This window comes from Nocardia sp. NPDC059691, from assembly GCF_042733915.1.
GTDB lineage: Bacteria > Actinomycetota > Actinomycetes > Mycobacteriales > Mycobacteriaceae > Nocardia > Nocardia sichangensis.
In genome coordinates, this window is sequence record NZ_JBHWFB010000017.1 from 134,762 (window position 1) to 158,377 (window position 23,616).

Genomic DNA, 23,616 nt, shown 5'->3' on the forward strand with positions numbered 1-23,616 from the left:
TTCGGCACCGAATCGTAGGCGCGCCCACCGGTACCCCAGCGCGGGGATCCACGTCTCTCCTAGACGCAAATCCAGCGCGGCGGCCTTCTCGCCCAACGTCACCGGCATTGTCCGTTCGGGGCTGCGAACAGGCGACACCCACACTCGCCGCGGATCCACAAGCACCCTCCGCGGCGGAGTGATCATCCGAGTGGTCTCGTATTGGTTGCCCTTCATTGACGCGGCCTACCCCGTCCTGGCGATCGACGCGGCCGCAGCAGCCGTTTCCCGTGTCGCCCAACGCACTTTCTGCGCTCCATCTCCGGTCAATTGCACACGAGTCGTGCGAGACCGATGTGGCTCGCGCCCACGGACACTGATCTCATAGCTGACTGCGCGCAGTCGTCCTCGACCTCGGCCGAGGCCTGTGTAGTCGGCCAGGTCGCTCCGTATTTCGAGGTCGGGTCGTGTCCAGTTCGTGCTCGTCACGATGAGCACTGCGTCATTTCTACGAACTCGTGCCAGCAGCGCCCGCATCCGGCTCGGCGACGCACCGCCAGCAGCATCGAAAACAATCATCGGCACACCATCCAGCAGAACTGCGGCCACCTCCAATGGGTCGGGCCCAGGGGCAGCGATATGGGCCACGCGGCTGAGGTCACCACCCATCTCGGCCACCGCGAGCAGCCCCAACGAGGGCAACCCCACCACGGCCGTCCACTCCCCCGCCGCAGTGGCCGCCGCCAACATCCCCAGCAACGGACCCTTACACCCGGTACAGGCGATAACGGCGCCGCGCGGTAGGCCACCCTCTGGCAGTGCATCACCGAGCCCACCCGCAATCGACAACACTCTGCTGGAGTCGACGGCGGCCCTCAACGGCGGCTCTGTCGCACCGACGCGCCCGTCGATCGCCGCCATACGAGCACGAAGGGCCGACAATTTCTCCGCCTTCGACAGCCCAACCAGCGACTGATCAGCGATGCGCCCGGCACGGGGCGGTTCATCGCTCACAACAGACAAGGCATCATCGAACATTTGTGCGAATGATGACATATCTCGACTTCGTTGTCGACAAGACCCACCAATCGATAGCCAAGAATAAGCTGATCTCATGATCGGACCATTGGCTCCGATGCTGGCCGTCGCAGGACAGCCTCCGGATGTCCCTGGAGTCTGGTCGATAGAGATGAAGTGGGACGGTATGCGCGCCATCGCACAGACCGGTCAGCGCTGCCGATTGTCCAGCCGTACCGGTCGCGACGTCACCGCGACGTTTCCCGAGGTTGCTAGCGCCCTCGATGCGCTGACCGAAGGACGCGAGTTGATCATTGACGGAGAGATCGTAGCGCCCGACCTCACTTCGGGAGCGCCACAGTTCGGGCGTCTCCAGCGGCGGATACATGTACAGAAGCCTTCGGCGGTGTTGATGCGCACCATACCCACCCAGTACTTCGCATTCGATTTGCTCGGTGCCGATGGTCAGTTGATCACAGGCCTGCCCTATTCCCAGCGCCGCCGCCGCTTGGTCGACGTGGCGCTGTCCTCGGCATCGGTACAGACCCCACCGTCGTGGCCGGATGTCGATGCGGCAACGATGCTGGATCTAGCACGGGAACATCAACTGGAAGGCATCGTCAGCAAACTGGCGGCCTCCCCCTACCGGCCGGGAATACGGTCTCCGACTTGGGTGAAGACTCCGCTGCGCCAAGCCGCCGACGTCATCGTTGCCGGTTGGGTCCCAGGCCGTGGCCGTTTCAGCACACTTTTCGGCTCCCTCATTCTGGCTGCCTACGACAGCCAGGGCCGATTGGTACACATCGGCAATGTCGGCACGGGCTGGACGATGCGCGCCCGCCGAACCCTACAGGCCCGGCTGAACGAGCTTGCCCGCGACACCGACCCTTTCGACCTACCTCCACAGAGGTGGCTGACCCGGTACGCGCGTTGGGTCGAACCCCAGATTGTCGGCTTGGTTGAGTATCGCGAAGTCACAGCCGAGGGGTTGCGCCACCCGAGCTGGCGCGGGGTAAGGCCGGACAAATCTCTCCATGAAGTAACCGTCCCGGTGAACGTCCCGCCAAGCTAGCGCCACGACAGGAGCCACCAGCGCCGGTTGTCCCTTGCACGGCACGCAGTTGTGCGACGGCCGGGCACTTTCGACATTCTCCGAAACCCACGCCACACCGCATCGGCACCCCACCGCCCCCACGCTGACGTGGATCCGCTCGGCCGTCGTCGCGAGCAGTGCGCGCCTTTGGGCGACTCCTGAAGACTTCGCGAGTTGTTGACTGCGCCTTTCCCAACTCCGCGCGGAACTCGCGCTGGCGCAGCAGTAGCACGTAAGCCCGTCGACCGCAGCGCACAGGCGCGCAGCGCGCCCGCTGTCCTCAATTCCGACCCGAGGCGCGGCGCGGGCAACGCGGCCTTGAGCTGGCTCCTACACGCTGCCCGGACGTGTCCTGCAACTCCCACAGCGGACGCCCGCCTCGTATGATGTGCAAGATGAGCGAGCAGGCGGTCGCAAACTGGGACAAGCAGGTGGAGCAATGGCGCCGCGACAACGGAGCGCCAACACCTGACCAGATCACCGAAGCCGAGGCCCTTGTGGACGCCTTCATGAAGCGTCAAGCCCGCCGTGAAGCCCGCCACGCGGCGTGACCTACGCCAGCAGTGCGGCAGCTGGCTTCATCATCGACGCGACCGCAATCGCTCGAGCCCGCTCTAGCATCTTCCTTCAAACACTGATCCGGACGAACCTCGCTCAGGATCGCCGCATCGTCATTCCCGCCACAGCGCTTCTGCAAGCAGCCAGCACCGGCCGCATCACCGCAGACGAGCTCAATCACCGCGGAATCACAATCGTCGCGCTCACCGAAGCCATCATCGACGACATCGCCGCGATCATGCACGACGCCGCCACGCCAGTCGCCCAGCACATCGCCCACGCCGCGTATGAATCTCGCGAAACCGGGTTCTATCCCATCATCACCGCAGAGCCCTCGGCCTATAGCAGCCTTCCTTTCCCACTCGAGCTCGAGGCGCTGCCCTGACACTGGCCAACGCAGCGGCGGATACATCAACATACGAACACATGGATCTGCTTCCGGCCCCCGCTCAGCGTGAGGTTTCCCCCACGCCGGTTAGTGATGGTTCACGGATGACCACGGGAGCTGCCCCACCCACCAGGGTGGCGTCGGGACTTTCCTGTACGACGCCGTGCGGATCCCCAGGACCCGCACGCCGGGATCAACGAAAGAGGTCATCGATGATCGCAGTGCAAGATCTGATGAGCTGGCTTCGGGGCTTGGATCCCCGCAGCGGCGTCGGTATCCGCGAAGATGACCTGACGCTCGTCGCGACGGGCCGGGACAGCAACAGCACCCGCGGTTGCATCAGGGTCGGCGGGTCCGACAGCTCCGCGGAGTCCACGCCGTTGACCGAATCAGCGATGTCGCACTACCAAATTGGCGTCGCGGCCAGCCATGCGGTGATCACAGTCTCAGATCTGCAAGAGATGGTCGGCAGCAGGCTCACACGCACCGAACTCGAACACGTTCGTGCCGCCATCAAACGTTCGACCATCAGTGACTTCCTCAAAGATGTGGTCTTTGCCGTGACCGAGACACGCCGCCACCAGTTGACCGACTCTGTCCGCACGTTTCCCGATGCTGCGGCCTACGCCGGTAGCCTGGGCCCCCAGCCGTTGTCGGCTATGCCCGCCGCGCAGGTAGGCTCAATCCTCGCCGAGATCGAATCGGCGACCGGACTGGCGCTGATACGAGTACGCTGCGGCGATGAGGCCCGGCTGTGTGTCGATGATCGAGCGACGGGGCGACTGTTCGAGGTCGACGAAGTGCTCCAGTCGTGGCTCCACGGGTATGACACCTCCCCAGGTCTTCCTGTCGATTGGATCGGATCGGCGATCGGCGACTTCACCCGCGACGAACTGGTCGAGTCCGGGCCCCGCGACTATGTGCTGCCCAAGATCTCTGCCCTACTCAGCTGACCTGCCCGATGCGACCCACGATTGGCGACATGTCGGCGCATTCGCACACATGCTGAGAGGTGCTGGTGAGGAGTTCGCTGCGGGCCAGGATCCGGTCGAGTTCAACTCGGTCGGCGTGGGTGAGGTTGTCCGGATGTTGTGTCATCCAGCCAGCCACCTGACGATGCCGAAGGAAGAAGTGCTTGTCCACCTGTCCTTGCGGCGGCTCTCGCGAGGCATCCACCCCTGGTGAATATGGTTCTGGAGTGCGAGTCGGAAATCGACTCGGCGGCAGCGTGGCCCGCGCGTAGTCTGGGTTCCCGGATCCACAATCCCCGGGAGTACCAATGCAGCCCGCTATCTGCTGCCCGACCTGCGGCAGCACCCACGCTGTGTACAGCCTGCGGGCTGTGAACCAGCAAGGCACCGGCACGATCGAAGCCCACAGCACCCACACCGGTATCGGTATCACCTCCACCGGTGCCCTGCTGCCGGTCACGGGCACGACATCGACCCTCGCGGTGCACACCAGCTACTTGGCGGCACAGACTGCCCCGGCACCGGCGCCGCGGTCCACCGCCGGGCCGATTGTTTTCGCGTTGGTTGCGCTCATCGGGCTCATGCTGGTCTTCCCGCTGGTCACTCTCATGCTGGCGGAGGAAGCACGTCACGGCGTCGATGTGGCTGTGAAGGCAGCAATCTGTTCGGCGGTATTCGGTCTGCCCGTGGTCGCGGGTTTCGCGGTTGCCGCAGTGCGTGCACGAAGCAACCGGCGCATCAGCCGCGGCAGGCCGATCGCACTGGGGGTGTGGCACAACAGCTGGTATTGCGGCCGGTGCGGTGGTTGCTTCCTGACCCACACGAACTGGCCCGACATCCTGCCCGCGGGCCGACTCCTCGCGCCTCGTGAGTACCAGCTGCGCCTGTGGCGCATCGCCGGATTTCGCTGATCGCGCTTCAACCGCGGCCCGGCAGACTGGGACGCTGCTGTGGTGTCCATTACCGGGCGAAATTGAATGGACTGACTGCGGGACAGCGTGGAGTTGACGACCATCGCGTGGTATAGCTGCTGGCGCGCAGTGCCGAGTGTGTCCCAGTCGTCCAGTTCCCCCAGCTCTTTCATGCTGGTCACGGTAGAGCGCCGAGCGGGCCCCGCCACAGCGATTTGACCGGACCTTTGCGCTGCTCGATGTCGTTGCCCGATACCGGGAAAACTTTCGAAGACGACATACACCCCTTCGATAGCGCCCGCAACCGTCACGCCTCGACTGCTGCGTCGCGAGCGAGCGGCTGCCTCGGCCTGCTGGAGGTCGCCGCGGAGCTTCCTTCCGTGGGCACCGCGGTCGGGAGGCGGGTCGGGTGGTGGCTCACTGTTGCCTTTCGGAGGCGGACTGTACTGCGCCGACTGCGCGGTCGAAACAATCAGGTGGGGCTTGTCTCGTTGTGCCACAAGAACCGGCCCGCGTTAGATCGCGTGCTGGCGACGCTCGCGAAGAGCTGCGCGCAGGCTTGCCGTGGTCACCTGTTTTCCTCCTGCCAGGATCGCGTCCTTGGCTGCTGTGTCGCAGGCGATGGCGATCTCGCCGTGGCTGAACCCTTCGGCTTCGGCATCAAGTTTGGCCCATTCGAGCCGGCCGACGCCGGACGTGGGCCAGGCGGTTGCGGATCACCTGCCGGGCCACGCTGGGTGAGGGAAGCGGGTAGTCGATGACCGCGTCGAATCTCCGAAAGATAGCTCGATCCAATAGTTGTGGATGGTTGGTCGCGGCTATCACCAGGCTGTCGGAATGTTCCATCTCCAGAAACTGCAGGAATGAGTTGAGGACTCGTCGTATTTCGCCGACGTCGTTGGTCGACCCGCGCTCACCGGCGAGCGCATCAATCTCGTCGAACAAATACACCCCTCGCGTTTCGGCGAGGGCATCGAAGATCAACCGCAACTTCGCCGCAGTCTCGCCCATGAACTTGGTGATCAACCCATCGAGACGGACCTGGAACAGTGGTAGCCGCAATTCACCGGCCAACACATGCGCAGTCATCGTTTTCCCGGTCCCAGGCGGACCGGTCAGCAGGAGACGACGCATCGGCAGGTAGCCGTGGGACCGTAAACGATCGCTCTGCCGCTGCTCCAGCAGTACTCGCTCGAGACGTGAACGGACCGCCTCCTCCAAGGCCAGATCAGACACGACCAGGTCGGGATAGGAAGCCGAGAACAGCTGAGCGAGTTCCCCCCGTGGCTGAGCCACCGAAGCGATCGGCGCCACTTTGCGGTGGCTCTCCCGTGTCCGCAGACTGTCCACAAGATCACGCAGATCTTGCGCGAAGCGGATTTGCCCGTTGCGGGCGGCACCGGCGGCCACCTGCAGAGCCACGGTGTAGAACCGAGAGTTGTCGCCTTCGCCGTGGCTTTTCACCAGCGCTTTCACCTGGTCGGCAGTCGCCACCAGTCACCTCCCTCCAACGGTCAACGCATCGTGTGTGTTGATTATGGCAGCAACAATCCGCATCTCCTGCCCTGCTTGCGAGATCCGCCTCGCCATCACTCCGGCAGCAGCCGCAGCGACCCATGGTCCCGGCCAACTGCAACTATCCGATCAGCCACGACCGTGACGATCTCCTCCTCTCTTTCACAACCATCTCGCCGCTGACGGACGCGCGGCTGCCGTCCGGCGAGGGCGCGACATCAAGCACGCTGGTCGACGACCGGAGCAGGAGAACCACGGAAATTGGCATCAATGAGTTGAGCGTCCATGTCCACCACGAAGTCGAGACTCAGCAGGGGTGGGTGTCGACGGTGCATTGGGCTACTCGTTCGGATCCTCATGCATCGATAGCGATATCGCTTCTAGTCTGTTCTTCTGATTCTCGTCGGGATCCACTGACAGCAGCGTCATGGACAAATGCGCCCTGACCATGTCGCGTAGATCATCGGTTTGTATACCGCCTACCAGCTCACGCGCTGCCGCCAGCCTGCGATCCTCTTGGCTCTCTTCACGAAGCAACAATCCCTGCTGAGCCATGTCCCTTCGCGCACGGTTCGACTGGATGAAGAAGATCGATGACAGGACGTTCGTCACGATACCTGCGCATACGGCGACCAGACTGGCGTACTTCTGGCCATCAGGCGTCGGCGCGTTCGAGATTGCCAAGAATATCCCCCACATCAGGAGGCCGGCGCCGGCCACCGCGGCGATGATGCTGACGAAGAAGCTGATTTTGGCTTGGGCGAGGCCTTGCGTGTACATCTCCCGGAGGATCTTCTCCTGCTTCTGCAGCGACTCAGATGTCCGGATCATCGATACGTCCGAACCCACTGAGTCCACACGAACGTAGGCCTGGTCAGTGGCATTGATGATGAACGGCGGCTCTCGTGCCTCGATCCGATCACGGATGTCGTCAGCCTGTCGATCAAAGACTGCCCTTTTGAAGGGGCGCGTCGCCATCGATATCAACACCAGGCCGAAGACCAGCGGGAAGTATCTGACCGAGTTGTTGGTCTCCGGACCGAACGCTTCGAAGAGAAGACCAGAAACAACGGTGGCCGCGCCTAGGGCGAGAATGATTCCCCTGAACCATCTTTCCATGGATCGCGCATCAGACTGCTGATCTGTATCTCTTCCCGCTTCGACTCGTGCGGGCGAAGCATTGCGATCCGGATTCTTCTCCTGCTTGGTCGGTGGCGAATCGGCCGGGTCCGCTGGCCGCGGGCTGCCGGGCTCGCTTGATACGGCTGCCACCTCGTGGTGCGCATCCCCAGACGACGTCACAGGGCAAGGTTAGGGCATATCGGTATCCAGTGTGCGGGAACGGTTGGGCCACAGGCAGGTAGTAGGTCATGTCCCCCAAGTGGGTTCCGAGTTTGGAATAGTTGTCTGGCCTCGAGGAATATGGGTCCGCATTCCGGTAGCCGGTTCCGTGTCGGCGTTTGACGTGCCAATGTCAGCCATCGCAGTTACTCCGCCTCGGAGAGCGTCTCGGCAGATGCGGTGGAGAACAACAGGACCACATCGTCGCTCGCCGAACGCCGTCGTCCCAAACGACAGGGCACCACCCAAGCCCGACGAGAAGCCAAGCAGCGCAACGACTCCATCAAGCAGGCTCTCTACGTGATCATCCGCCGCGACGCCGACAAAGGCCTGTCCGGGCGCGAGATCCAGCGCAAGCACAACGTCGGATATCGAACCGTCCGCGCGGCGCTCACACTGGACACTCCGCCACCCCGCAAGAACTACCGGGCCCGCGAACGAACCAGCATCCAACACCTGACCCCGGACATCGCCGCCATCCTCGAAGCCACACCCGACGCGACGGTCCAGGACATCTGGAACCAACTACTCGACCAGCACCACGCCGAGATCTCCTACAGCGCGCTCCGGCACTACCTCGCCGACCTCCGAGGTCCCAGCACACGACGACGCAGAAACGCCAACTCGGCTCACTTAAAGTGACAATCCGCCCTCCGGCTCCTTGCCACCAAAAGTGAGCCACCCAGGTCACAGCTCGACGAGTGGCTCAGGTTCATTGGCACCGGACAATTCACCGATAAACGACGTCAGCATTCGCAGGCATAACCAGCTGCGCGGGCGCGACGGACGAGGGCGCCCTGGTGGTGTCGGCCGGCCTGTCGGGAGATCCCATGTGGGTGAGGGTCAGCACGACCAGCACGAGGGCCGGGATGCCGAAGAGCGCGGCGAGGCCCCACCAGATCGGGGTGGGTGATGCACTGCGGTAGCCGTGGTAGTAGGGGGACCGGTAGCGCCCCGGCCGCTGCGGTGCGCGTCGGTCGGTGAAGCAGACCGACCCCCTCATGTAACTGCCGCCGACCCGTCCCCCGCGCGAATGCCCCCGCACGGCTTCATGCCCCATGACCGCCAGTATGACGCGAGAGCCCGACACCATCAGCCAGTCGCCGAGAGGTTGGGCCTGGCGGGTGGTGTCGGCCGGCCAGGCCCAACACCTCCAGTCTGGAGAGCATCCGTTCGCAAACGCTGAGAATCTGCAGGAGTTTGCGGGTTCACAAGGTGCACAGCCTTTTCGACACCGGTTTCTCGGGCTCAGTCCCAGGGAGTCGGCCCGGTCTGCGATTCCCAGGCGGCGAGGGCTCTTGCCGGGACGAGCGAGATGCCGACCTTGGCCGCGTACACGCGGGCTTGCGGGGTGAACGCATGGGCGGTGGTCACCACGGCCGCCACATCGGCGCCATGGATGGTGTGCGCGGTACCGCCGAACCGCTGCACGTCTTGGCTGCCTACGGTGCGGTCGTGGCGGTAGCGCTTGGCTTGCAGCACGATTCGGCGGCCGTCCGGTGCGCGGGCGATCACGTCGGCGCCCAGATCGCCGGATCCGCCGACCACCCGGACATCGGTGCAGCCGTCGCGGCGGCACATCGCGGCCAGCGCCTGCTCGAACTCGGCGGGACTCAGCGAGTTCTGCCGTAGCGCCGCCAGCACCCGCGCGTCATCGCGGGCACGTACCCGGCGGCGATGCCACACCGCCAGCACAGCAGCGCCGACGGCGACGGCCAGCGCGCACACCCCCGCAGCAGCGAGTGCCACGGCCTGCTGTTCGGCGATGTCCGCGGCCTTGGGCGCTACCACCGACGCGGCGACGGCGGACATGAGCATCAACGCCGCCGCGTCCGATCCGCTGCGACTACGTCGTCTTCCCATTCCTGGTATCCCTCTCAGCAGCCCGATTGAAACGGGTAGCAACCTGCCGGGAACCGCGGCTGAGGCGCCGCGGCTTCCTCCGGCGGCGGGGCCGCAGCTTCCTCGGACGGCGGTGGCGCGGGCGGGAGTTCTGCTTGTGTGGTGGGCGGCTGGATCGTTTCCTGGTTCGTGACCTGCCGGGCGGCGGGGTGGTGGGGCGTCGCCATCAACCAGATCCCGGTGCCGAGTGCGATGAGTGCCAGTGCAGCAGCAGCCAGCGGGCCTACGAGTCGCCGCCGTACCGGTTCGGGTGCCGCTGGCGCAGAACTGGGGGCGGCCGGTCGCGGCACGACTTCAGCGGTTCCACGGTCGAGATCGCCGAAGCGGTTCGCCGCCGGGATCACTGTGCGCGGTGCGGGTTCCGGCGGCAGTGGCGGGATACGCGTCGAGCCGGGCAGGGACGTCGGAGAACTGGGCGGGGTAACCGGGTGAGGCGACGGCGGGGATGGTTGTGGCCGGCGGGGCGGTTCCACCGAGATGGCCGGGGCGGTTGTGCGGGTGGGGGTTTCGGTGCTCTGGTTCGGCAGCTGGATCTGGCCGCGGGTAATGACTATCTGCTTCACTTCCGTCTTGTCGTTGCGTAGCAGGGTGGTTCGTCCGGCGCGGTACCAGTCCTTGTAGCGGCCCACTCCGCCGTGGTTTTCCCCGCCGCAGGCGCAGACACAATTGAAGACTGTGGAAGGGCTGGCCTCCTCGCAGTTCGTGTCACACTGCATCGTCTTCGAGATCTCGAGCCGTAGCTCGATTTCGCCGTACTTGTCGGCCATCGCCGAGGTGAGCCGCAGCATGTGCTTGCGGCCGATCTTCCACGCCGTGCGGTCGTTGCGCTGCACTGGTGTGAGCCTGACCTGTTTGCCGAGTACTTTCTTGAGCCAGTACCGGTTCGAGCCGTTCTCGTAGGGAAGGTACGCGTACAGCTCGGTGGTCTTCTCGGTTCCTGGTTTGATCGCGCGCTCGACCCATGGGCGCTCCGACATCGATTCTCCCCCTTCAGTTTCCGGCACCTGCACAGCCGGGTGAGACGTCATGTCGACCCAGTGTGAACACGGGTACCGACAGCATCGGTGCCGATCATGACGACAGCCGTGACACTGTCACGGCTCTGCGTCATGATCACGAACTTCTTTCGCGCTTGCGGCGGCGATAGTCGCGCTGGCGACACGTCGGTGAGCAATGACGGGCATCGGCGCGAAGGTTCCGCCCGCCAGGGAATATCGACCGGCCACAGCCGGGACAGATGATCCCCGCCTCAGGCGCATCTGCGGCGACAACGCGCTGGCCAGCGGCCAGCACCCGTTCCCACCCCGCACCGAACTTCTTGCGGGCACGATAGGCGCGGGCGACGCACGCCGGACAGCAGTAGCGGCGCCGGGGATGAGCGTCGCGAGCAAGTGCCGTCCGACAGACAGGACAGCGACGGAGCATGCGCCGGCCCATCCTTCGATTGTCACGGCTTCGGCCCACCTACGCCCCGCTACCTAGACGAGTAGTTCCGAAGTTTCGGTCTGTCAAAGGGGCGAGGGTGCCCAAGATCCGTGTGTGACAACAGACCTGGACACCCTCTTGACCGCACTTTACGTGAAGATCGATGACGAAATCGAAGGAACTCGATGCCTCGGCCGACCCCCGATGCTCAGCGATTCCGAACTCATCTGCCTCGCGGTGGCCCAAGCCCTGCTCGGCTACCACTCTGAAGCCCGCTGGCTGCGCTACGCGAACAAGCACCTGTCCGGCATGTTCCCTTCCCTGCCGCAGCGAGCGGGCTACAACAAGCGTCTGCGCGCGGCCCTGCCCCTGGTCAAACGGCTGATCCGGAAACTGGCGATCGACAGCGACTTCTGGTTCGACAACCACTGGATCACCGATTCCACGCCGGTGCCGTGCGGGATGTCCCGCCCTACCGTGCGGCGCTCGGGCCTGGCGGGATGGGCCGGCTACGGCTACTGCGCCTCCCACTCGCGGTTCTTCTGGGGCCTGCGCCTGTATCTGGTCTGCACCCCGACCGGGATGCCGATCATGTGGGCCCTGGCCAACCCGAAGATCGGTGAGCGCGAGGTTCTGGCCGCGATGCTGGAGGTCGACGCCAACCTGGTCGCTGAGCGTGAGGGCATCCTGCTGATCTCGGACAAGGGCTCCGCGTCCAAAACCTTCGAGAAGGCCCTCGCCGAACTTGGCATCGAACTGCTGCGGCCCTCACTCAAGCGGAAGAAGCAGCGGCACGGCGAGCCGATGCTCAAGAAGGTCCGCCAGCTCATCGAGTCCGTCAACGACACCCTGAAAGGGCAGCTCGACCTGGAACAACACAGCGGGCGGACCTTCGAGGGTGTCGCTGTCCGGGTTGCCCAGCGTGTTCTGGCGATGGCGGCCGGGATCTGGCACAACAACAGGATCGGTGCACCGGTCACCCGCTCGCTGGTCGCTTACGATCACTGATCGCCGCGGGCCCTGCCGCCAGTCATCGGGTCGGCATCCCTCCGTGAGGGCTGTTGACCACGATCGGCACAGACCCTTCGACGAGGTAGGGGTGTCCAGGGAAGTAGTCGATGTGGAGGTGACCACCGTCCTCGGCGGTGGCCATGCTCTGGAGGTCGGCTGCGAGGATCGCTCTGGCACCGGGCGCGCCGCTGATCACCAGAACCTGCCGTGAGGCGTCCAGTTCGATCCGAATCCCGGGGCCGGAAGCCTTCCTGACGCCGACCCCTGCCAAGGTGCCACCGCCCAGTGGTGACGTGGAGCCGATGAACCCGTAGCCCTCGGCCACTGCCCTTGCCAGGCTGGCCAGTTCCTCCACTGAAGCGGTGATATCCACTTCGCCGAACACGGGATCGAAAACCAGTCGCACGGGCGGCACTCCTTCAGAGGCGGACCTTCATGATGCCGTTGCAGGCCATCAGCCCTGCGCTCACCCCCGCAAGCCGACCAGAGGTGACCAGGCACATCGGAACTACTCGTCTAGCGGCCTACAAGGCTTCAGTCAACGTTGGCGGATACCCGACACCACATCGAGCCAGCCCACCGGCACCGCGTGAGACATCACCCATGAACGACCACGACCACGACACACCGACTCCCGGCACCACGGGTCACCGGAGGCAGCTCGGGCCGCCGGCGGCCGATCCGTGCCGCTCGCGCCCCTACCGCCGCGATGTTCCCAGCGGCATCTGGGACGCCAGCGAATACGACGAACTCCCCCGCTACGGCGAGCCCACCTACAACCAACCGCCGGCTTTGTGGGTATGCCACCAAACCGACCGCGACCACCCCGCCAGCCGTGTGTGCGCCGGATGGGTCGGCTTGCCACGGCGCCCAACCTCTCGCCCTTCGCTTCGGGCTTCTGATCGGCGAGGTCAGCCGCGACACCCACCGGGCCGCCTGTCAGCGGCCAGCCGAGATTCCCCACGGATGGCCAGTTCCGCGTCCCCGCAGGCGGCCAGTTGGCACATCCTGGCGTATGACCAGCCAACCGTGCCGAGCGCGCTCATGCCGAATGCAACGCGATCGGAGGTCCGGGGGTGGCCGCCAACGCACACCCAGAACCCGCCAGCTTCTTGACTGGCGTCCAAGACGGCTCTACCGTAACCGCGACCTACTTCTTGGATGGCATCCAAGAAGGGTGGTGGTGAAGCGGAAGGACGCGAGGCATGGAAATCAGGGGGCCGGCCGATCGGCGCGAGACGGCAACGGTGCGGCGGCGCGAGGTCTCGTTTCCCTCTGGCCAGGACGAGTGCGCGGCATGGTTGTACACCGCACCTGACCTCAACGGCCCGCGCCCGATGGCGATCATGGGGCACGGGCTCGGGGCGGTGCGGGAGATGCGCCTGGATGCCTACGCGGAACGGTTCACCGCAGCGGGCTGGTCGGTGCTGGTGTTCGACTACCGCCACCTCGGGGCCAGCGGCGGAGCGCCGCGCCAACTCCTCGATATCGGACGGCAACGCGCCGACTGGCATGCCGCCCTGGCCTTCGTACGCACACTACCGGAGGTCGATGTCGACCGGATCGTGCTGTGGGGCAGCTCTTTCGGCGGCGGACATGTCCTTCAGGTCGCCTCCGAAGACACCCGAATCGCGGCGGTCGTGGCCCAGTGCCCCTTCACCGACGGACCGGCGTCGTTGCGCTCGCGTATCCGGACCGGCCCGCTGAGCGTGGTAGCGCTGACAGTGGCAGGCATCCTGGACACGGTCGGTTCCTGGTTCGGCGCGAAGCCGATCCTGTTGCCGATGGCGGGGACGTCCTGGATGCCCGCGTTCGTGGCCTCACCCGACGCCCTCGCCGGTTCTTCCGCACTCCTGCCTGCGGGGACCCGGCTCTCGCGGCGCACCAGCGCGTTGTTGAAACGGCTGCCGTCGGTGCGGGCTCAGGTGTCGAAGAGCATCGCGCTGACCGAGATCGACGGTGGGGAAGAACCCGTGACCGGTGTCGGTCGCGACAGCATATGGGGTGTACTGCGCGGCCCAGACGGTGAATTCGATGCCGCCAACGCCCTGGCCGCACGGCTGGTGCTGCACCTCCCGCTCGATCGGCCCGGTCGCGCGCTGGCTCGCTTCAGCACTCCGACGCTGCTGTGTGTCTGCGACAACGACGCGGCCGCGCCCGCGAAGACCACGAAGCGTCGCGCGCAGGGCCTGGCACACGTGCACGTCCAGAGCTATCCCTGCGACCACTTCGGCATCTACCTGGGCGAGCACTTCGAACGCGCCGTGTGTGACCAAATCTATTTCCTGGCAACACAATTCGACAACACAGCACACAACACGCAGTAGGTCGCCCCTGGCTCGTGGGCGTGCGGAGAGCAGGCACTCAGCCGGCGGCTGCGGCGAGACTGCGAGCGCTGTTCAGCAACGTCTCGATCACCGCGCGCCGCTGGGCCTGCTCCGTCGGATGCGTCAGCAAGCCTTCGACAACGAAGACGCCGATCGCGACCAGCGGATCCAGTTCGTCAGCGGGCACGCCGAGCTCGATCAGCTCTGCCCGGAACAATCCTTCGGCCAGCGCGTGGAACTGCTCGTGCCATTCGTGAATGGCCGCGGACTCCTTGGCGCGCGTGTGCACCGTGCTCACCAACCGGCCCAGTTGCTCCAATTCCTCGACCAGCCACAACAGCCGATCAGCCAGCCCGGAGCCGAGCATTTCGCTGTAGGAGGCCATCGAGTCGGCCAGGACCGCGTCCAGGACCGCGATCAATACCGCGTCCTTGTCCTGGAAGTACCAGTACAGCGTGTTCGACACGACTCCGGCGTCGCGGGCGATCCGCGTCATCGACGCCGCGTCGTATCCGTGCTCGACGAACAACCGCCGAGCAGCCACCACGATCTCCGCGCGCTTCTCTTCCCGATCCTGCGGACGTCTGTTGCGAGGCATCTCCAGTCCTGACCTAGTGCCAGCCCCCGATGCTATCTTGACCAGCCCCCAAGAACGGCCCCGGCAGGCGAACTGTCAAGCAGGCGGTCCGACGAACATCCTCTTAACGTGTATCACGCCTCCACCAGCCAGCGTCGCCGTTGCTGCAACGTAACCCTGGCGGCCAGATAGCTCCCCGTCAGCTGGCCGCCGATGGGGAATTCCAGCTGGCCACTGACAGCCGCCATCGCCTACCAGTCGTCGACACCACTGTTCGACACCGGCGCCGAAGCAGCTGCCCACCACGGCCGCAGACACCTCCACTATCCCACCCGAGCCGCACGCCGACTCATCACCAAAATCCTGCGCCGCCGAGCCCTCCCCCCGCTGAAACCACCACCGCACAGTAGCGAGCCGTTATCCGCCACCGATGATTCCTCGCCGCACCGCTGCCGGCTTACCTGCCCGTGGGAAGGGCGGGCAGGGATTACCGGTCCGCTATCCCCAGCATCGTGTAATAGGCCGTCGAACGCCGCTGCAGTGTCTGAGGGTCGAAACCGACCGGAGACTGGATGCGGAACCGGAAAGTGGTTTCCAACCCGGTGGCGGGGTCGGTGGCCACCATCGGCGCTGGCTCGTTCCATATCCGTGTCAGCTCTTCGGGGTCAGGGTCTTGCAGCAGTGGCTTCAGAGCCGGGTTCTCCGCAGCGCACGAGCACAACAGTTGGAAGGCGCGTCTGGTGCCTGAGTCGCGCTCTTGTGCGTCGAGATACCAGAGCAGAAACTGCCGGGCGGCCTGCCCCCAGTTCGGCATCCGTTGCGCCGCCGGGTCCAGAAACAGCCACTCGATGAGGTTCATCCCGGTCCGAAGCCCGGTGAACACCCGGCTCCACTGCGAATTGCACACAGCGACATCCCAATCCAGGGTCAGGTTCGCAGCAGGCCCTCCGAACACCTCGATCATGCGGGCGTTGTGGATATCGGGCACGTGGGCAGGAAAAAACATCGGCGATCCTTCACTGTCGCGATCTGACGAATATCCAACCGCATTCCGGCAGCAGCTCGCCACCACTGTCGTACTTACGCAGCCGCGAGTGGGCAGGCTCTAGAGGCCCCCTGCCAGCGCGTCGGGCACAACCTCACGCTGTTGCACCGCGCCTGCAGCGGCACGTCGGCTGCGTAACGAAACGGCCTGCCGCGCGGTCGATAGCCGCATCCGCATCGAGGCCATCACCCGCCACGGCGGCCTGGCGAGCGATCTCACCGACACCCGGCCGCCTCGCCCCCTCTCCTGGAAGGAGTCTGCTGTATGCAGCCACACGACCCGGTGCAGTTCGCGTGCCTCATCGCGCGACTGCGCGCCACGGGGACGTTCACCGACGACACCGTCGCAGCGCTGGCCGAGGCGATGCACCTGCGCACCGAGGACCTCACCGAACTCATCGACCACGCTGAGACGCTGTCGAAGGCGGTGTCTGCCCGCATCGACAGCCTCACGAGCGCCAAGGTCTATCGCGGTCACGCCCCCACGATCTGCAGCTGCCGAGAATGGGCCGCACCGTCCACCGCGCCCACCCAGCAGCGCTCGCAGACACCGGCGCGGCCGACAGCGCGGCAACCACCGACATCCTCGCTTCTCAAGCCCGTCGCGATCAGCATCAACGACACCGCGCTGGCCGACTGCCTGCGCAACCCCGCCTGGCTACGATCGGTGCCGACCACCGCCCGCGGCTGGAACCTGCGCTGGCGGAGAGAAACTCGGCGCATCATCGACGAACTCGTCGCCCACGGCGGCGTCTTCGCCGCCAACCTGCCCAGCGACCTGCCGGTCACCGTGCGCTACGACGACCTCACCGACCCGGCCGGGCTCCAGGTGTGGGCGCAGACAGGGCCCGACGACGCCCTGTGGGGCGTGCGCCTGGCCACCGTCGAATACGAACGCGGCCTGCACTACGCGGCCGACACCGCCACCCAGGTCGAAGCCGTCACGGCTTTCCTCACCGACCTCGTGCGTCGCCTCAACGATGACCTGCGCGCAGTGCGCTCGGTCCTCACCTCGCAGACCACCCCATCAGCCGCTTCCGACACCGAGACACGACAGCTCATCGAACTGGTCGTGTTCCGTGATCCTGACGCCGGCACAGCCGTCGACCTCTACATCGACGGCCGCCACCACAAACAGGTCGTGGAATACCACATCGACCCCGGCCGCGGCACCAGCGACGACACCGCCGAGCAGCGCGCCGCCCGCGAGATCACCCTCGCCGGTGCCTCACCGGCCGCCGCCGCGCGGCTGCGTGGACTCTACGACCGCTACCCCATCGAGGAAACCGATTGATGAACCGCCCTATCACCTGCGCGAGCACCCTCGCTGCCGCCCTCACCGACTACTACGACGCCGCCGAAAGCTCCTCCGACAACGCAGAACATGATGCCGCAGTGGAACTGGCGCGATGCGCCGAATGGCTGCTGGACACCCGCGCTGTCCGGATCGCAGATTACTTCGCCTGCGCCGGACTGCGTGCCCGCGCCCTCGCCCTCCGAACTCGAACAGCCGCCGCCGCTGCAGTGCGCCTGCCGCAGCGGGTGCCCACCCTAACCTCGAGGAGTCTGCTGTGATCACCGTCGACCGCGCCACCGGCCTGCCCACCGGATGGAGTGTCCGCATCAAACCGGCATGTGACCTGCAGACCGTGACCTTGATCGATGCCGAGGGCATCGTCCGTCAATGGACCGTGCGCCGCGGCGCAGACAGCCACCGCGGCGGAGAAGAGATCACTGTGCGGCGCCTCGCCGACATCACCGATCCCGTATTCCGCGAATGCGCCCGCGAGCTGGTCGACCGCCACCGCGACCACCTCATCACCGCGGCGCAGACTTTCGAGGCATTCTGCCGTACCGTCGGCGACCTCGATCACCTCACCCAGCACCTGGAGTCGACGATTCCCGGGCTCGGCACCCGTATCCAGATCGACCACACCACTCTCAGCGTCGTTGCCACGCTCACTGCCACTGGGCAGGCTACGGGTGCGGTGTGCAGCCTGGTCACCACATGGCTCGCCGACACCGGCCACGGCGGTCAGCTGCCCAGCGGAGTCACCATGGACCTCCAGCACAACGATCTGACGCTGACGGTGACCTTCGACCAGGCGCGCGCGGAAGCATTCTTCACCTGGTACAGCACGCACACCGCGGCGCTGCCGGTCGACCCGACCATCGCCGAGGAGGTGCCCGCCATCGTGGACTAGCTCCTACAATTCTCTGTCCACGACAGCCACGACCACCGCCGCAACCCGATCGAAACTGCCCACGCGGATCCACTCCCGCTGCCGACATCGACGAGAACAACTGAACTCGATCACCACATCACGCGCACGTGCTCAACCATGCAGGGCCCGCGGCAGATGAGACCTTCAGAACTCCATGCGCAACTGCTCGGCGACCCCCACAGCAGCCCCAGGCAGGCCACCGGCGCGCATACCGGGCCCGCTGCGTTGCGGCCGGGCGGAGATACCCGCCGCGCGCAGCGCCCGGACCTTGCCGAGATCCGGCTTGGATCGGCCCATCAGATAGACCACTTCGGCCAGTTCCCGCCCCTCCAGCAGCAGATCCTGCTCGAAGGTATTGCGCAGCACTCCCGGAGACAAGGCCGAAGGCAGGCCCGCTGCCACGCCGATCTCGTACACGATCTCACCAACACGTCGTGGTGAAATCCGCTTACCGCTACGGCCGAGGAAGAACGCCTTCTCCTTCTTGCGGCCCAGCAACTTTCGCCGTGCGGCCGCCCACGTCAACTGCACCCTGCGCGCGCCCGCATCCAACGGCACCACACGATCCTCATCACCCGGGCCTGGCGCACGCACCCAACCGGACACCGCATCCAGGTGGATGTCGTCTATATCGATGTTGGACAGCTCTTCGCGCCGCAACCCGGTCTTCAACAGCAGCACGAACACCGCGTAATCGCGCGGTGTCCGCGCAGCCGCCTCATCCAGACACCGGCTGCGCTGCAATGGAGTCAACGTCGGCGGCACAGCCCTGTCCACACTGACCGCCTCGACCTCAGGTTCCCCCAAACCTCGCCAGGTGTAGTAGGAATCCAACGCGGCCAACGACACATTGTGCGTGGACCTCGCCAGCCCCCGCTCCACACCCAGATGCGTCAAGTAGGCCGCCACAGCCTGATCCCGTCCGGTCGACGAACTCAACGCATCCAGATACTGCGGGCCCGCCGCCTTCAGCCACCTCAGATACGCCCCCGTCCGCTCCAGGTACGTTGCCTGCGACGTCGGCGCCAGCAGACTCGCCGCGAGCCAGCGACGAAACAACTCCTTCTCCCCCGCCCAGCCACCATCACCGCCCGGCTCCTCACCGAACGCCCCACCGTCACGAAAATCAGCCGCAGCGACCCCACCAGTCACCGGCCACCACCTCCTTCGCTGTCCCTGCCAAGGATCGCAGGCGACACCGACAAACAACGCAACCCATTAGTGGCGATAAGTCGCGCTTAGCGCCGCTACTAATGGTGCAACTTTTTGCGGCCCAAGAAGGATGGCCGAATTCGAAACTGCTCAGCGCGATAACCCCAAGGCTTCTCGACTGGCCCACCTGTCGCAGCGGCCCGGGTCGGCCGGTCAACGCAGACCGGCATAGCGCGGGGGATCCGCACGTAGCCTTAGGCCGGTGACCCGCTCAACGTATCGCAGGCTTTTACAATGAACATCACCGTGGGCAACGCTATCTCGTCGCAATAGGAAGGCGTGCATTCGAGTTCGCCACACGCTAGTGGGTCGATGCCCGGGAAGGCATGCGGGCGGATCTGACCGGCCGAGCCGCAGGACCAGTGCGAACCGTTTATCACCGCCAGGATCGGGCTATCAATGGATGAGTGCTTGGCCGTCACCATCGGCAATTGCCTGGACCCGCGTGCGATTGACACGGCCGCGGTATCTTCCGGCCCGCGCCGTAAAGGCGCAGCCTGTCGGCTAGATTCTCCCAACTGACTCGATGCCTCAAACGCGCGGTAATGCCGGACACCAGATGACCTCCGGCCCGATCTCGACGTACATGATCATTTCGTCGAGCGGGGCAGGTGTTTGTGCTGACGCGGGTCAGTCGTCAGGCAGCAAGTTCGGATCCAGTTTCGCCCGCGCATCGAGCACTTCGATCCCGACAATGACGCCCTCGGCGTCGAGATCGACGTTGACCATGCCTCCGATCGCGATCGGATCGACCGGAACGGTCGTTGCCACACCGCCGGGCGGGATCTCGTGCCTCAGGTATATGTAGGCGGCGTCGGCTACGGGGTCATAGGTGACTCTGGGTACGCTCATGCCGACATCCTGCCTCACAGCCTTCTTCCCCGAATGCATCTGCTACAGGCAAGCTTTCGCCGGGGACTAGTCAGCGGTGCGTTCGTCGGTGAACGACGACACCTGCGGGTTCAGTGGCGGTAGCTCCCTGAGGCCGCGCGGGTTGTATGCGCGCTATCTCGACTCCCTGGCCAGCGCGGTTGTCTTGTTACGCTGCGCAGGGTCGCAGCATTGGCACGCGGAGCAGGCCGCTGTCGATCGGCAGCGATTGATCGAGGAGGCGGAATGAGCGCGCACGGTCTGTCGACTGTGCCTCCGGGCGCCATACACCGGAAGATGAATCGTGACTACGCCGCCCGCTGGTTCGGATTCCCGCCCGACCCGATCTCGGGTGAGGTGGAGACTGCGTTCGACGGCAGCGTCTGGACGTTCTCGGCCTTCTCACCGTGGTGGCTGCTGGCCGAGGAGATCACATGAGCAACGTCCGGATCGTCGAGTCGAGATCCAGCACATGGGTCTACCACCTCAGTAGTGACCCTACGTCGCTGGTCGCCCTGTGCGGTGCGCAGACGATGACCAGCCCGGCGACGCTGGAGAGTTGGGGTGTCGTCACACACGTCGGTGAACGGTATTGCCCACAGTGCGCCCGTCTGGGCGGAAAGTAGCGCGCCATGAGCATGCATCGCGCTGGCGACTGGCTCACGGTCCTGGACGGTCCCGACGAGGGCCGCACGCTGCGAGTACGCGAGATTCGCATGTTCGCGAGTTCCTGAGGATGACCGAGAAGCAGTACGGACGCTGGCCCGCCGCGCTGATGTCCGGGCAGAAGTTCGGGTGACTGGGCTGATGAACAGTTCGGCACCGACGGGTAAGGCAGCCAAAGCGAAGGATCGTCGGTGAGAAGACGCTCTTTTCCAAACCCGCCGTCCGGCAGCAGCACCGCGACGAGTTCCTCAGGCAGTAGCGAATACTCCGCCTCACAATGTTGGTAACTCCCGCACACGCAGATCTTCCAACACGTTCGCCGATCGGCGTGTCCTTGGCGCGGAGCGCACAGACGTCCACGACACGAACGCGGCTCGTCAACCACCCGCCGCAGTGCAGGTCGATCAGCGCGTAGCCTCGTATCCGCACTCGCTGAACACGCCGCGAGCCCCGATATCAGAGGACGAATATCACTGTGGGCCACCCCATCCCGCCACTCGATGAGACCGCCGCATACGACCGCGCCACACGCTATCTGACCGCGCTCGCGGCTGACGCGAGCCGACGAGCGGAAACCGATCCGCGATGGGCCTCGATCCGCGACGAGCTCGTGCGCCGGCGGACAGCGTTGCGCCCGCAACACCACCACGACATCCAAGCTGTGCTCGCCATCGACGCCGCCGACCTGGCAGCGCAGCTCGACCCCCAATGACTCTGCCGGGGCCTGCGCCGCCGCGACTACCCGAACAGGTTCACACCCACATCTTCACCACCCAGATCATCCCGGTGCTGCTCGCCGAGGCGTTCCCGGACCCCGATCCACACGCGATCGTGCTCACCAGCCATCCCGGCGCACCGTCAGCCGCCCTGGCCCGCACGATCGCCGACACCCTCTCAGCCCGCAGCACGCCGAGCATCTTCGGCATCGAAGACCTGCTCCTGTTTCACCCGCACTACCAGCGCGGCCAACACCCCGTCGATCCCCTCGTCGCCGAGCAGGCACATCAATGGCTGATCGCGGCCACCGAGCATCTGGCGAACATCGGCGCCAGCTTCATCATCGACAACACCCTCGCCAGCAGGGAAGTCGCCGCCGACGTCGTCGCCGCGCTTGCGGACACCTACCGCATCGAATGCGCCTTCACCGCTCACTCGCTGGCCGAAAGCCGCCTCGCCGACCTAGAATCCGCCCAGATCGACTACCACTGCCTCGGAACGGTCGACTACGCAGGCGGCGAATATTTCGCCGAGTGCACCGAGAAGCTGCTCGACGTCGCGGACTGGGCACAGACCGCCGACCGCGTCTCCGCGCTGTCGGTCTATCACGGCCGCGACAGCGAACCGTACCTGCGCAGCATCCGCGAGCACACCGGCTGGCGCACCACCATCTCACCCCGCGACACCACGGATCCCCACAAGCCACCCCTCGTAGTGAGCGGCGCCTCGACCCGGGAATCAATCGAGCTCATCCGCGAACAACCGCTGTCGTTTCGTGAAAGCCGCGACTGGCTTCGCCTGCATGCCAGCCTGCGAGCACGTGCTCATCCGCAGCTGCGGCACGCACTCGACCACACCCGCGAACTCGTCGAGCCACTGCTGTGGCGCACCGCCCAAAGACCGCGATCACACCTGTCGGCAGTCACTCTCGACCGCTCTCAGGTCGTGACCGTCGCGGATCTCGACACCGTGGCCACGATGCTGCAAAGCTATCCGCGTCTCACGATCGGGGTGTTGACCCTGCGGCCGCCGCTGCCACCGCCACCGCCTCTGCCCGCGGAGCTGGTGTTGGCGCATCACGAACTCGAGCGGCTCAGCGCCGCCCAATACAACCCCTTGACCAGTGAACAACGAAAGACGATGTGGACGGCGGCATTGACCGCCGCGGGGCTGGATGAGCGGGTCAGCGTGGAAGAGGTCACCGACCTCGACCAGATCAACGCACGCTTCCCCGTCCGGCAATTCCAGCTCGTCTTCGCCGCCGAGCGGGTCGACGACACGGTCGACGCGACCGCGGCGCGGTTGTTCGCCGGGATCCTGCGACGCAGCGTGACGGTTGTCGAGGCGCCGATGCGCTACCACCAACCTGACCTGGCCGGCATGTGGCGTACAGGCAGCGACGCATGGCGCCGCTACATCCCGCGCGGTGCGCTGGAAGCCTTCCTCGCCGCCGACGGCCCCGACCGCGTCCTCGCCGACCCCACTGCCAGCACCATGCAGCGAATCCGTTATCCAGGACCACCACGCTCTGATGCCGCCACCGACAGAATCACCACACAGCTCGATTCCGCGGTCGAGGACCTACGGCTCGAGATCGCCAGCCTTCCTCACCACGAACGCCGCACCGATTCTGAGCCCATCACAGCCGACCAGCGTGCCGGACACAGCATCGGGTTCGCGGTCGGGGACATCATGTCCGCCGAAACCTTCCACGTCGGCGAGGCGTTCGTGTACCTGCCGCAGCCGCCCGATCGCCCCGACCAGGACCTGGGGCCATCCCCGCAATCATGAACGGCCGCAAAGCACTCGCTGCCGCGCATTCGGAGTCGACCGCCCGCTTCTGTGCAGCACATCCAGCAGTGACCGA

At 65.3% G+C, this 23,616-nt stretch carries 28 protein-coding genes; 16 read left to right on the forward strand and 12 right to left on the reverse strand.

Annotation, left to right across the window (positions count from 1 at the left end):
* Positions 1 to 225 precede the first annotated feature (225 nt).
* Positions 226 to 1,017 (reverse strand): hypothetical protein, encoded by a 792-nt coding sequence (locus ACFV2O_RS31420; protein WP_379255143.1) that lies wholly within the window; start codon positions 1,015 to 1,017, stop codon positions 226 to 228.
* Between the two features lie 76 nt (positions 1,018 to 1,093).
* On the opposite strand from ACFV2O_RS31420, the gene ACFV2O_RS31425 reads away from it, so the two are divergent.
* From ACFV2O_RS31425 to ACFV2O_RS31440, 4 genes are all read left to right on the forward strand, one after another.
* Positions 1,094 to 2,068, forward strand: coding sequence for an ATP-dependent DNA ligase (locus ACFV2O_RS31425; protein ID WP_379255144.1), 975 nt, complete (start codon positions 1,094 to 1,096; stop codon positions 2,066 to 2,068).
* A gap of 416 nt (positions 2,069 to 2,484) precedes the next feature.
* A complete protein-coding gene (locus ACFV2O_RS31430) occupies positions 2,485 to 2,640 on the forward strand; it encodes a hypothetical protein (protein ID WP_350910434.1) in 156 nt (51 codons plus the stop codon).
* Positions 2,637 to 3,032 (forward strand): hypothetical protein, encoded by a 396-nt coding sequence (locus ACFV2O_RS31435; protein ID WP_379255145.1) that lies wholly within the window; start codon positions 2,637 to 2,639, stop codon positions 3,030 to 3,032. The genes ACFV2O_RS31430 and ACFV2O_RS31435 overlap by 4 nt, the downstream gene beginning before the upstream one ends.
* A gap of 215 nt (positions 3,033 to 3,247) precedes the next feature.
* Complete coding sequence (locus tag ACFV2O_RS31440) at positions 3,248 to 3,988, forward strand: hypothetical protein (protein ID WP_379255147.1); 741 nt, start codon at positions 3,248 to 3,250, stop codon at positions 3,986 to 3,988.
* On the opposite strand, the gene ACFV2O_RS31445 is transcribed toward ACFV2O_RS31440, so the two are convergent.
* On the reverse strand, positions 3,981 to 4,178 hold the full coding sequence (locus tag ACFV2O_RS31445; RefSeq protein ID WP_379255148.1) for a hypothetical protein: 198 nt from the start codon (positions 4,176 to 4,178) through the stop codon (positions 3,981 to 3,983). The genes ACFV2O_RS31440 and ACFV2O_RS31445 overlap by 8 nt on opposite strands.
* Before the next feature lie 199 nt (positions 4,179 to 4,377).
* On the opposite strand from ACFV2O_RS31445, the gene ACFV2O_RS31450 reads away from it, so the two are divergent.
* Positions 4,378 to 4,917 carry a hypothetical protein gene (locus tag ACFV2O_RS31450; RefSeq protein ID WP_379255149.1) on the forward strand — a complete coding sequence of 180 codons (540 nt, stop codon included), beginning with the start codon at positions 4,378 to 4,380 and terminating at the stop codon, positions 4,915 to 4,917.
* Positions 4,918 to 5,577: 660 nt separating this feature from the next.
* On the opposite strand, the gene ACFV2O_RS31455 is transcribed toward ACFV2O_RS31450, so the two are convergent.
* Together ACFV2O_RS31455 and ACFV2O_RS31460 are read right to left on the reverse strand one after the other, a co-directional pair.
* Complete coding sequence (locus tag ACFV2O_RS31455) at positions 5,578 to 6,411, reverse strand: AAA family ATPase (protein ID WP_379255150.1); 834 nt, start codon at positions 6,409 to 6,411, stop codon at positions 5,578 to 5,580.
* A 360-nt stretch (positions 6,412 to 6,771) separates the two neighbouring features.
* Positions 6,772 to 7,734, reverse strand: a complete 963-nt coding sequence (locus tag ACFV2O_RS31460) for a hypothetical protein (RefSeq protein WP_379255151.1) — start codon at positions 7,732 to 7,734, stop codon at positions 6,772 to 6,774.
* Positions 7,735 to 7,953: 219 nt separating this feature from the next.
* Between ACFV2O_RS31460 and ACFV2O_RS31465 the strand changes: the two genes are divergently transcribed.
* On the forward strand, positions 7,954 to 8,415 hold the full coding sequence (locus tag ACFV2O_RS31465; RefSeq protein ID WP_379255152.1) for a hypothetical protein: 462 nt from the start codon (positions 7,954 to 7,956) through the stop codon (positions 8,413 to 8,415).
* Positions 8,416 to 8,503: 88 nt separating this feature from the next.
* On the opposite strand, the gene ACFV2O_RS31470 is transcribed toward ACFV2O_RS31465, so the two are convergent.
* The 3 genes from ACFV2O_RS31470 to ACFV2O_RS31480 form a co-directional block, all read right to left on the reverse strand.
* Positions 8,504 to 8,833, reverse strand: coding sequence for a hypothetical protein (locus ACFV2O_RS31470; RefSeq protein ID WP_379255153.1), 330 nt, complete (start codon positions 8,831 to 8,833; stop codon positions 8,504 to 8,506).
* A gap of 188 nt (positions 8,834 to 9,021) precedes the next feature.
* Positions 9,022 to 9,636, reverse strand: coding sequence for a restriction endonuclease (locus tag ACFV2O_RS31475; protein WP_379255155.1), 615 nt, complete (start codon positions 9,634 to 9,636; stop codon positions 9,022 to 9,024).
* Between the two features lie 14 nt (positions 9,637 to 9,650).
* Entirely contained in the window at positions 9,651 to 10,703 is a 1,053-nt protein-coding gene (locus ACFV2O_RS31480) for a hypothetical protein (protein WP_379255157.1), read from the reverse strand.
* A gap of 511 nt (positions 10,704 to 11,214) precedes the next feature.
* On the opposite strand from ACFV2O_RS31480, the gene ACFV2O_RS31485 reads away from it, so the two are divergent.
* Positions 11,215 to 12,108 carry an IS982 family transposase gene (locus ACFV2O_RS31485; protein ID WP_379255158.1) on the forward strand — a complete coding sequence of 298 codons (894 nt, stop codon included), beginning with the start codon at positions 11,215 to 11,217 and terminating at the stop codon, positions 12,106 to 12,108.
* A 22-nt stretch (positions 12,109 to 12,130) separates the two neighbouring features.
* Here ACFV2O_RS31485 and ACFV2O_RS31490 read toward each other — a convergent pair whose 3' ends face one another.
* Complete coding sequence (locus ACFV2O_RS31490; protein WP_379255159.1) at positions 12,131 to 12,517, reverse strand: hypothetical protein; 387 nt, start codon at positions 12,515 to 12,517, stop codon at positions 12,131 to 12,133.
* Between the two features lie 197 nt (positions 12,518 to 12,714).
* Between ACFV2O_RS31490 and ACFV2O_RS31495 the strand changes: the two genes are divergently transcribed.
* Entirely contained in the window at positions 12,715 to 13,227 is a 513-nt protein-coding gene (locus ACFV2O_RS31495; RefSeq protein WP_379255161.1) for a DUF6283 family protein, read from the forward strand.
* 89 nt (positions 13,228 to 13,316) lie between these two features.
* Positions 13,317 to 14,438: an alpha/beta hydrolase gene (locus ACFV2O_RS31500; RefSeq protein WP_379255163.1), complete on the forward strand. Its 1,122-nt coding sequence runs from the start codon at positions 13,317 to 13,319 to the stop codon at positions 14,436 to 14,438.
* Positions 14,439 to 14,475: 37 nt separating this feature from the next.
* On the opposite strand, the gene ACFV2O_RS31505 is transcribed toward ACFV2O_RS31500, so the two are convergent.
* Together ACFV2O_RS31505 and ACFV2O_RS31510 are read right to left on the reverse strand one after the other, a co-directional pair.
* Positions 14,476 to 15,036 carry a TetR/AcrR family transcriptional regulator gene (locus tag ACFV2O_RS31505; RefSeq protein WP_379255164.1) on the reverse strand — a complete coding sequence of 187 codons (561 nt, stop codon included), beginning with the start codon at positions 15,034 to 15,036 and terminating at the stop codon, positions 14,476 to 14,478.
* A gap of 466 nt (positions 15,037 to 15,502) precedes the next feature.
* Entirely contained in the window at positions 15,503 to 16,021 is a 519-nt protein-coding gene (locus tag ACFV2O_RS31510) for a hypothetical protein (RefSeq protein WP_379255165.1), read from the reverse strand.
* 303 nt (positions 16,022 to 16,324) lie between these two features.
* On the opposite strand from ACFV2O_RS31510, the gene ACFV2O_RS31515 reads away from it, so the two are divergent.
* From ACFV2O_RS31515 to ACFV2O_RS31525, 3 genes are read left to right on the forward strand one after another with little or no spacing between them, the layout of a single operon-like run.
* Positions 16,325 to 17,353: a hypothetical protein gene (locus ACFV2O_RS31515; RefSeq protein WP_379255166.1), complete on the forward strand. Its 1,029-nt coding sequence runs from the start codon at positions 16,325 to 16,327 to the stop codon at positions 17,351 to 17,353.
* A complete protein-coding gene (locus tag ACFV2O_RS31520; protein WP_379255168.1) occupies positions 17,353 to 17,634 on the forward strand; it encodes a hypothetical protein in 282 nt (93 codons plus the stop codon). The genes ACFV2O_RS31515 and ACFV2O_RS31520 overlap by 1 nt, the downstream gene beginning before the upstream one ends.
* On the forward strand, positions 17,631 to 18,263 hold the full coding sequence (locus ACFV2O_RS31525) for a hypothetical protein (protein WP_379255170.1): 633 nt from the start codon (positions 17,631 to 17,633) through the stop codon (positions 18,261 to 18,263). Before ACFV2O_RS31520 ends, ACFV2O_RS31525 begins: the two co-directional genes overlap by 4 nt.
* A gap of 165 nt (positions 18,264 to 18,428) precedes the next feature.
* On the opposite strand, the gene ACFV2O_RS31530 is transcribed toward ACFV2O_RS31525, so the two are convergent.
* The gene (locus ACFV2O_RS31530; RefSeq protein WP_379255171.1) at positions 18,429 to 19,436 is read right to left on the reverse strand and encodes a tyrosine-type recombinase/integrase; all 1,008 of its coding nucleotides are present in this window, start codon (positions 19,434 to 19,436) and stop codon (positions 18,429 to 18,431) included.
* Positions 19,437 to 20,126: 690 nt separating this feature from the next.
* Complete coding sequence (locus ACFV2O_RS31535; protein WP_379255172.1) at positions 20,127 to 20,348, reverse strand: DUF2283 domain-containing protein; 222 nt, start codon at positions 20,346 to 20,348, stop codon at positions 20,127 to 20,129.
* Between the two features lie 315 nt (positions 20,349 to 20,663).
* On the opposite strand from ACFV2O_RS31535, the gene ACFV2O_RS31540 reads away from it, so the two are divergent.
* The 4 genes from ACFV2O_RS31540 to ACFV2O_RS31555 all read left to right on the forward strand — a co-directional run bounded on the left by ACFV2O_RS31540 (position 20,664) and on the right by ACFV2O_RS31555 (position 23,540).
* A complete protein-coding gene (locus tag ACFV2O_RS31540; protein WP_379255174.1) occupies positions 20,664 to 20,804 on the forward strand; it encodes a hypothetical protein in 141 nt (46 codons plus the stop codon).
* Positions 20,801 to 20,992: a hypothetical protein gene (locus tag ACFV2O_RS31545; protein WP_379255175.1), complete on the forward strand. Its 192-nt coding sequence runs from the start codon at positions 20,801 to 20,803 to the stop codon at positions 20,990 to 20,992. Before ACFV2O_RS31540 ends, ACFV2O_RS31545 begins: the two co-directional genes overlap by 4 nt.
* A 515-nt stretch (positions 20,993 to 21,507) precedes the next feature.
* The gene (locus ACFV2O_RS31550; RefSeq protein WP_379255176.1) at positions 21,508 to 21,744 is read left to right on the forward strand and encodes a hypothetical protein; all 237 of its coding nucleotides are present in this window, start codon (positions 21,508 to 21,510) and stop codon (positions 21,742 to 21,744) included.
* Positions 21,741 to 23,540: a zeta toxin family protein gene (locus tag ACFV2O_RS31555; protein WP_379255178.1), complete on the forward strand. Its 1,800-nt coding sequence runs from the start codon at positions 21,741 to 21,743 to the stop codon at positions 23,538 to 23,540. The genes ACFV2O_RS31550 and ACFV2O_RS31555 overlap by 4 nt, the downstream gene beginning before the upstream one ends.
* Positions 23,541 to 23,616 lie beyond the last annotated feature (76 nt).

What these genes read in the sequence shown, in the direction of transcription:
- ACFV2O_RS31420 (WP_379255143.1), bottom strand. Translation starts at nt 1,017, where the DNA reads ATGTTCGATGATGCCTTGTCTGTTGTGAGCGATGAACCGCCCCGTGCC.
- ACFV2O_RS31425 (WP_379255144.1), top strand. Translation starts at nt 1,094, where the DNA reads ATGATCGGACCATTGGCTCCGATGCTGGCCGTCGCAGGACAGCCTCCG.
- ACFV2O_RS31430 (WP_350910434.1), top strand. Translation starts at nt 2,485, where the DNA reads ATGAGCGAGCAGGCGGTCGCAAACTGGGACAAGCAGGTGGAGCAATGG.
- ACFV2O_RS31440 (WP_379255147.1), top strand. Translation starts at nt 3,248, where the DNA reads ATGATCGCAGTGCAAGATCTGATGAGCTGGCTTCGGGGCTTGGATCCC.
- ACFV2O_RS31470 (WP_379255153.1), bottom strand. Translation starts at nt 8,833, where the DNA reads ATGGGGCATGAAGCCGTGCGGGGGCATTCGCGCGGGGGACGGGTCGGC.
- ACFV2O_RS31475 (WP_379255155.1), bottom strand. Translation starts at nt 9,636, where the DNA reads ATGGGAAGACGACGTAGTCGCAGCGGATCGGACGCGGCGGCGTTGATG.
- ACFV2O_RS31480 (WP_379255157.1), bottom strand. Translation starts at nt 10,703, where the DNA reads ATGACGTCTCACCCGGCTGTGCAGGTGCCGGAAACTGAAGGGGGAGAA.
- ACFV2O_RS31495 (WP_379255161.1), top strand. Translation starts at nt 12,715, where the DNA reads ATGAACGACCACGACCACGACACACCGACTCCCGGCACCACGGGTCAC.
- ACFV2O_RS31500 (WP_379255163.1), top strand. Translation starts at nt 13,317, where the DNA reads ATGGAAATCAGGGGGCCGGCCGATCGGCGCGAGACGGCAACGGTGCGG.
- ACFV2O_RS31505 (WP_379255164.1), bottom strand. Translation starts at nt 15,036, where the DNA reads ATGCCTCGCAACAGACGTCCGCAGGATCGGGAAGAGAAGCGCGCGGAG.
- ACFV2O_RS31510 (WP_379255165.1), bottom strand. Translation starts at nt 16,021, where the DNA reads ATGTTTTTTCCTGCCCACGTGCCCGATATCCACAACGCCCGCATGATC.
- ACFV2O_RS31515 (WP_379255166.1), top strand. Translation starts at nt 16,325, where the DNA reads ATGCAGCCACACGACCCGGTGCAGTTCGCGTGCCTCATCGCGCGACTG.
- ACFV2O_RS31520 (WP_379255168.1), top strand. Translation starts at nt 17,353, where the DNA reads ATGAACCGCCCTATCACCTGCGCGAGCACCCTCGCTGCCGCCCTCACC.
- ACFV2O_RS31535 (WP_379255172.1), bottom strand. Translation starts at nt 20,348, where the DNA reads ATGAGCGTACCCAGAGTCACCTATGACCCCGTAGCCGACGCCGCCTAC.
- ACFV2O_RS31540 (WP_379255174.1), top strand. Translation starts at nt 20,664, where the DNA reads ATGAATCGTGACTACGCCGCCCGCTGGTTCGGATTCCCGCCCGACCCG.
- ACFV2O_RS31545 (WP_379255175.1), top strand. Translation starts at nt 20,801, where the DNA reads ATGAGCAACGTCCGGATCGTCGAGTCGAGATCCAGCACATGGGTCTAC.
- ACFV2O_RS31555 (WP_379255178.1), top strand. Translation starts at nt 21,741, where the DNA reads ATGACTCTGCCGGGGCCTGCGCCGCCGCGACTACCCGAACAGGTTCAC.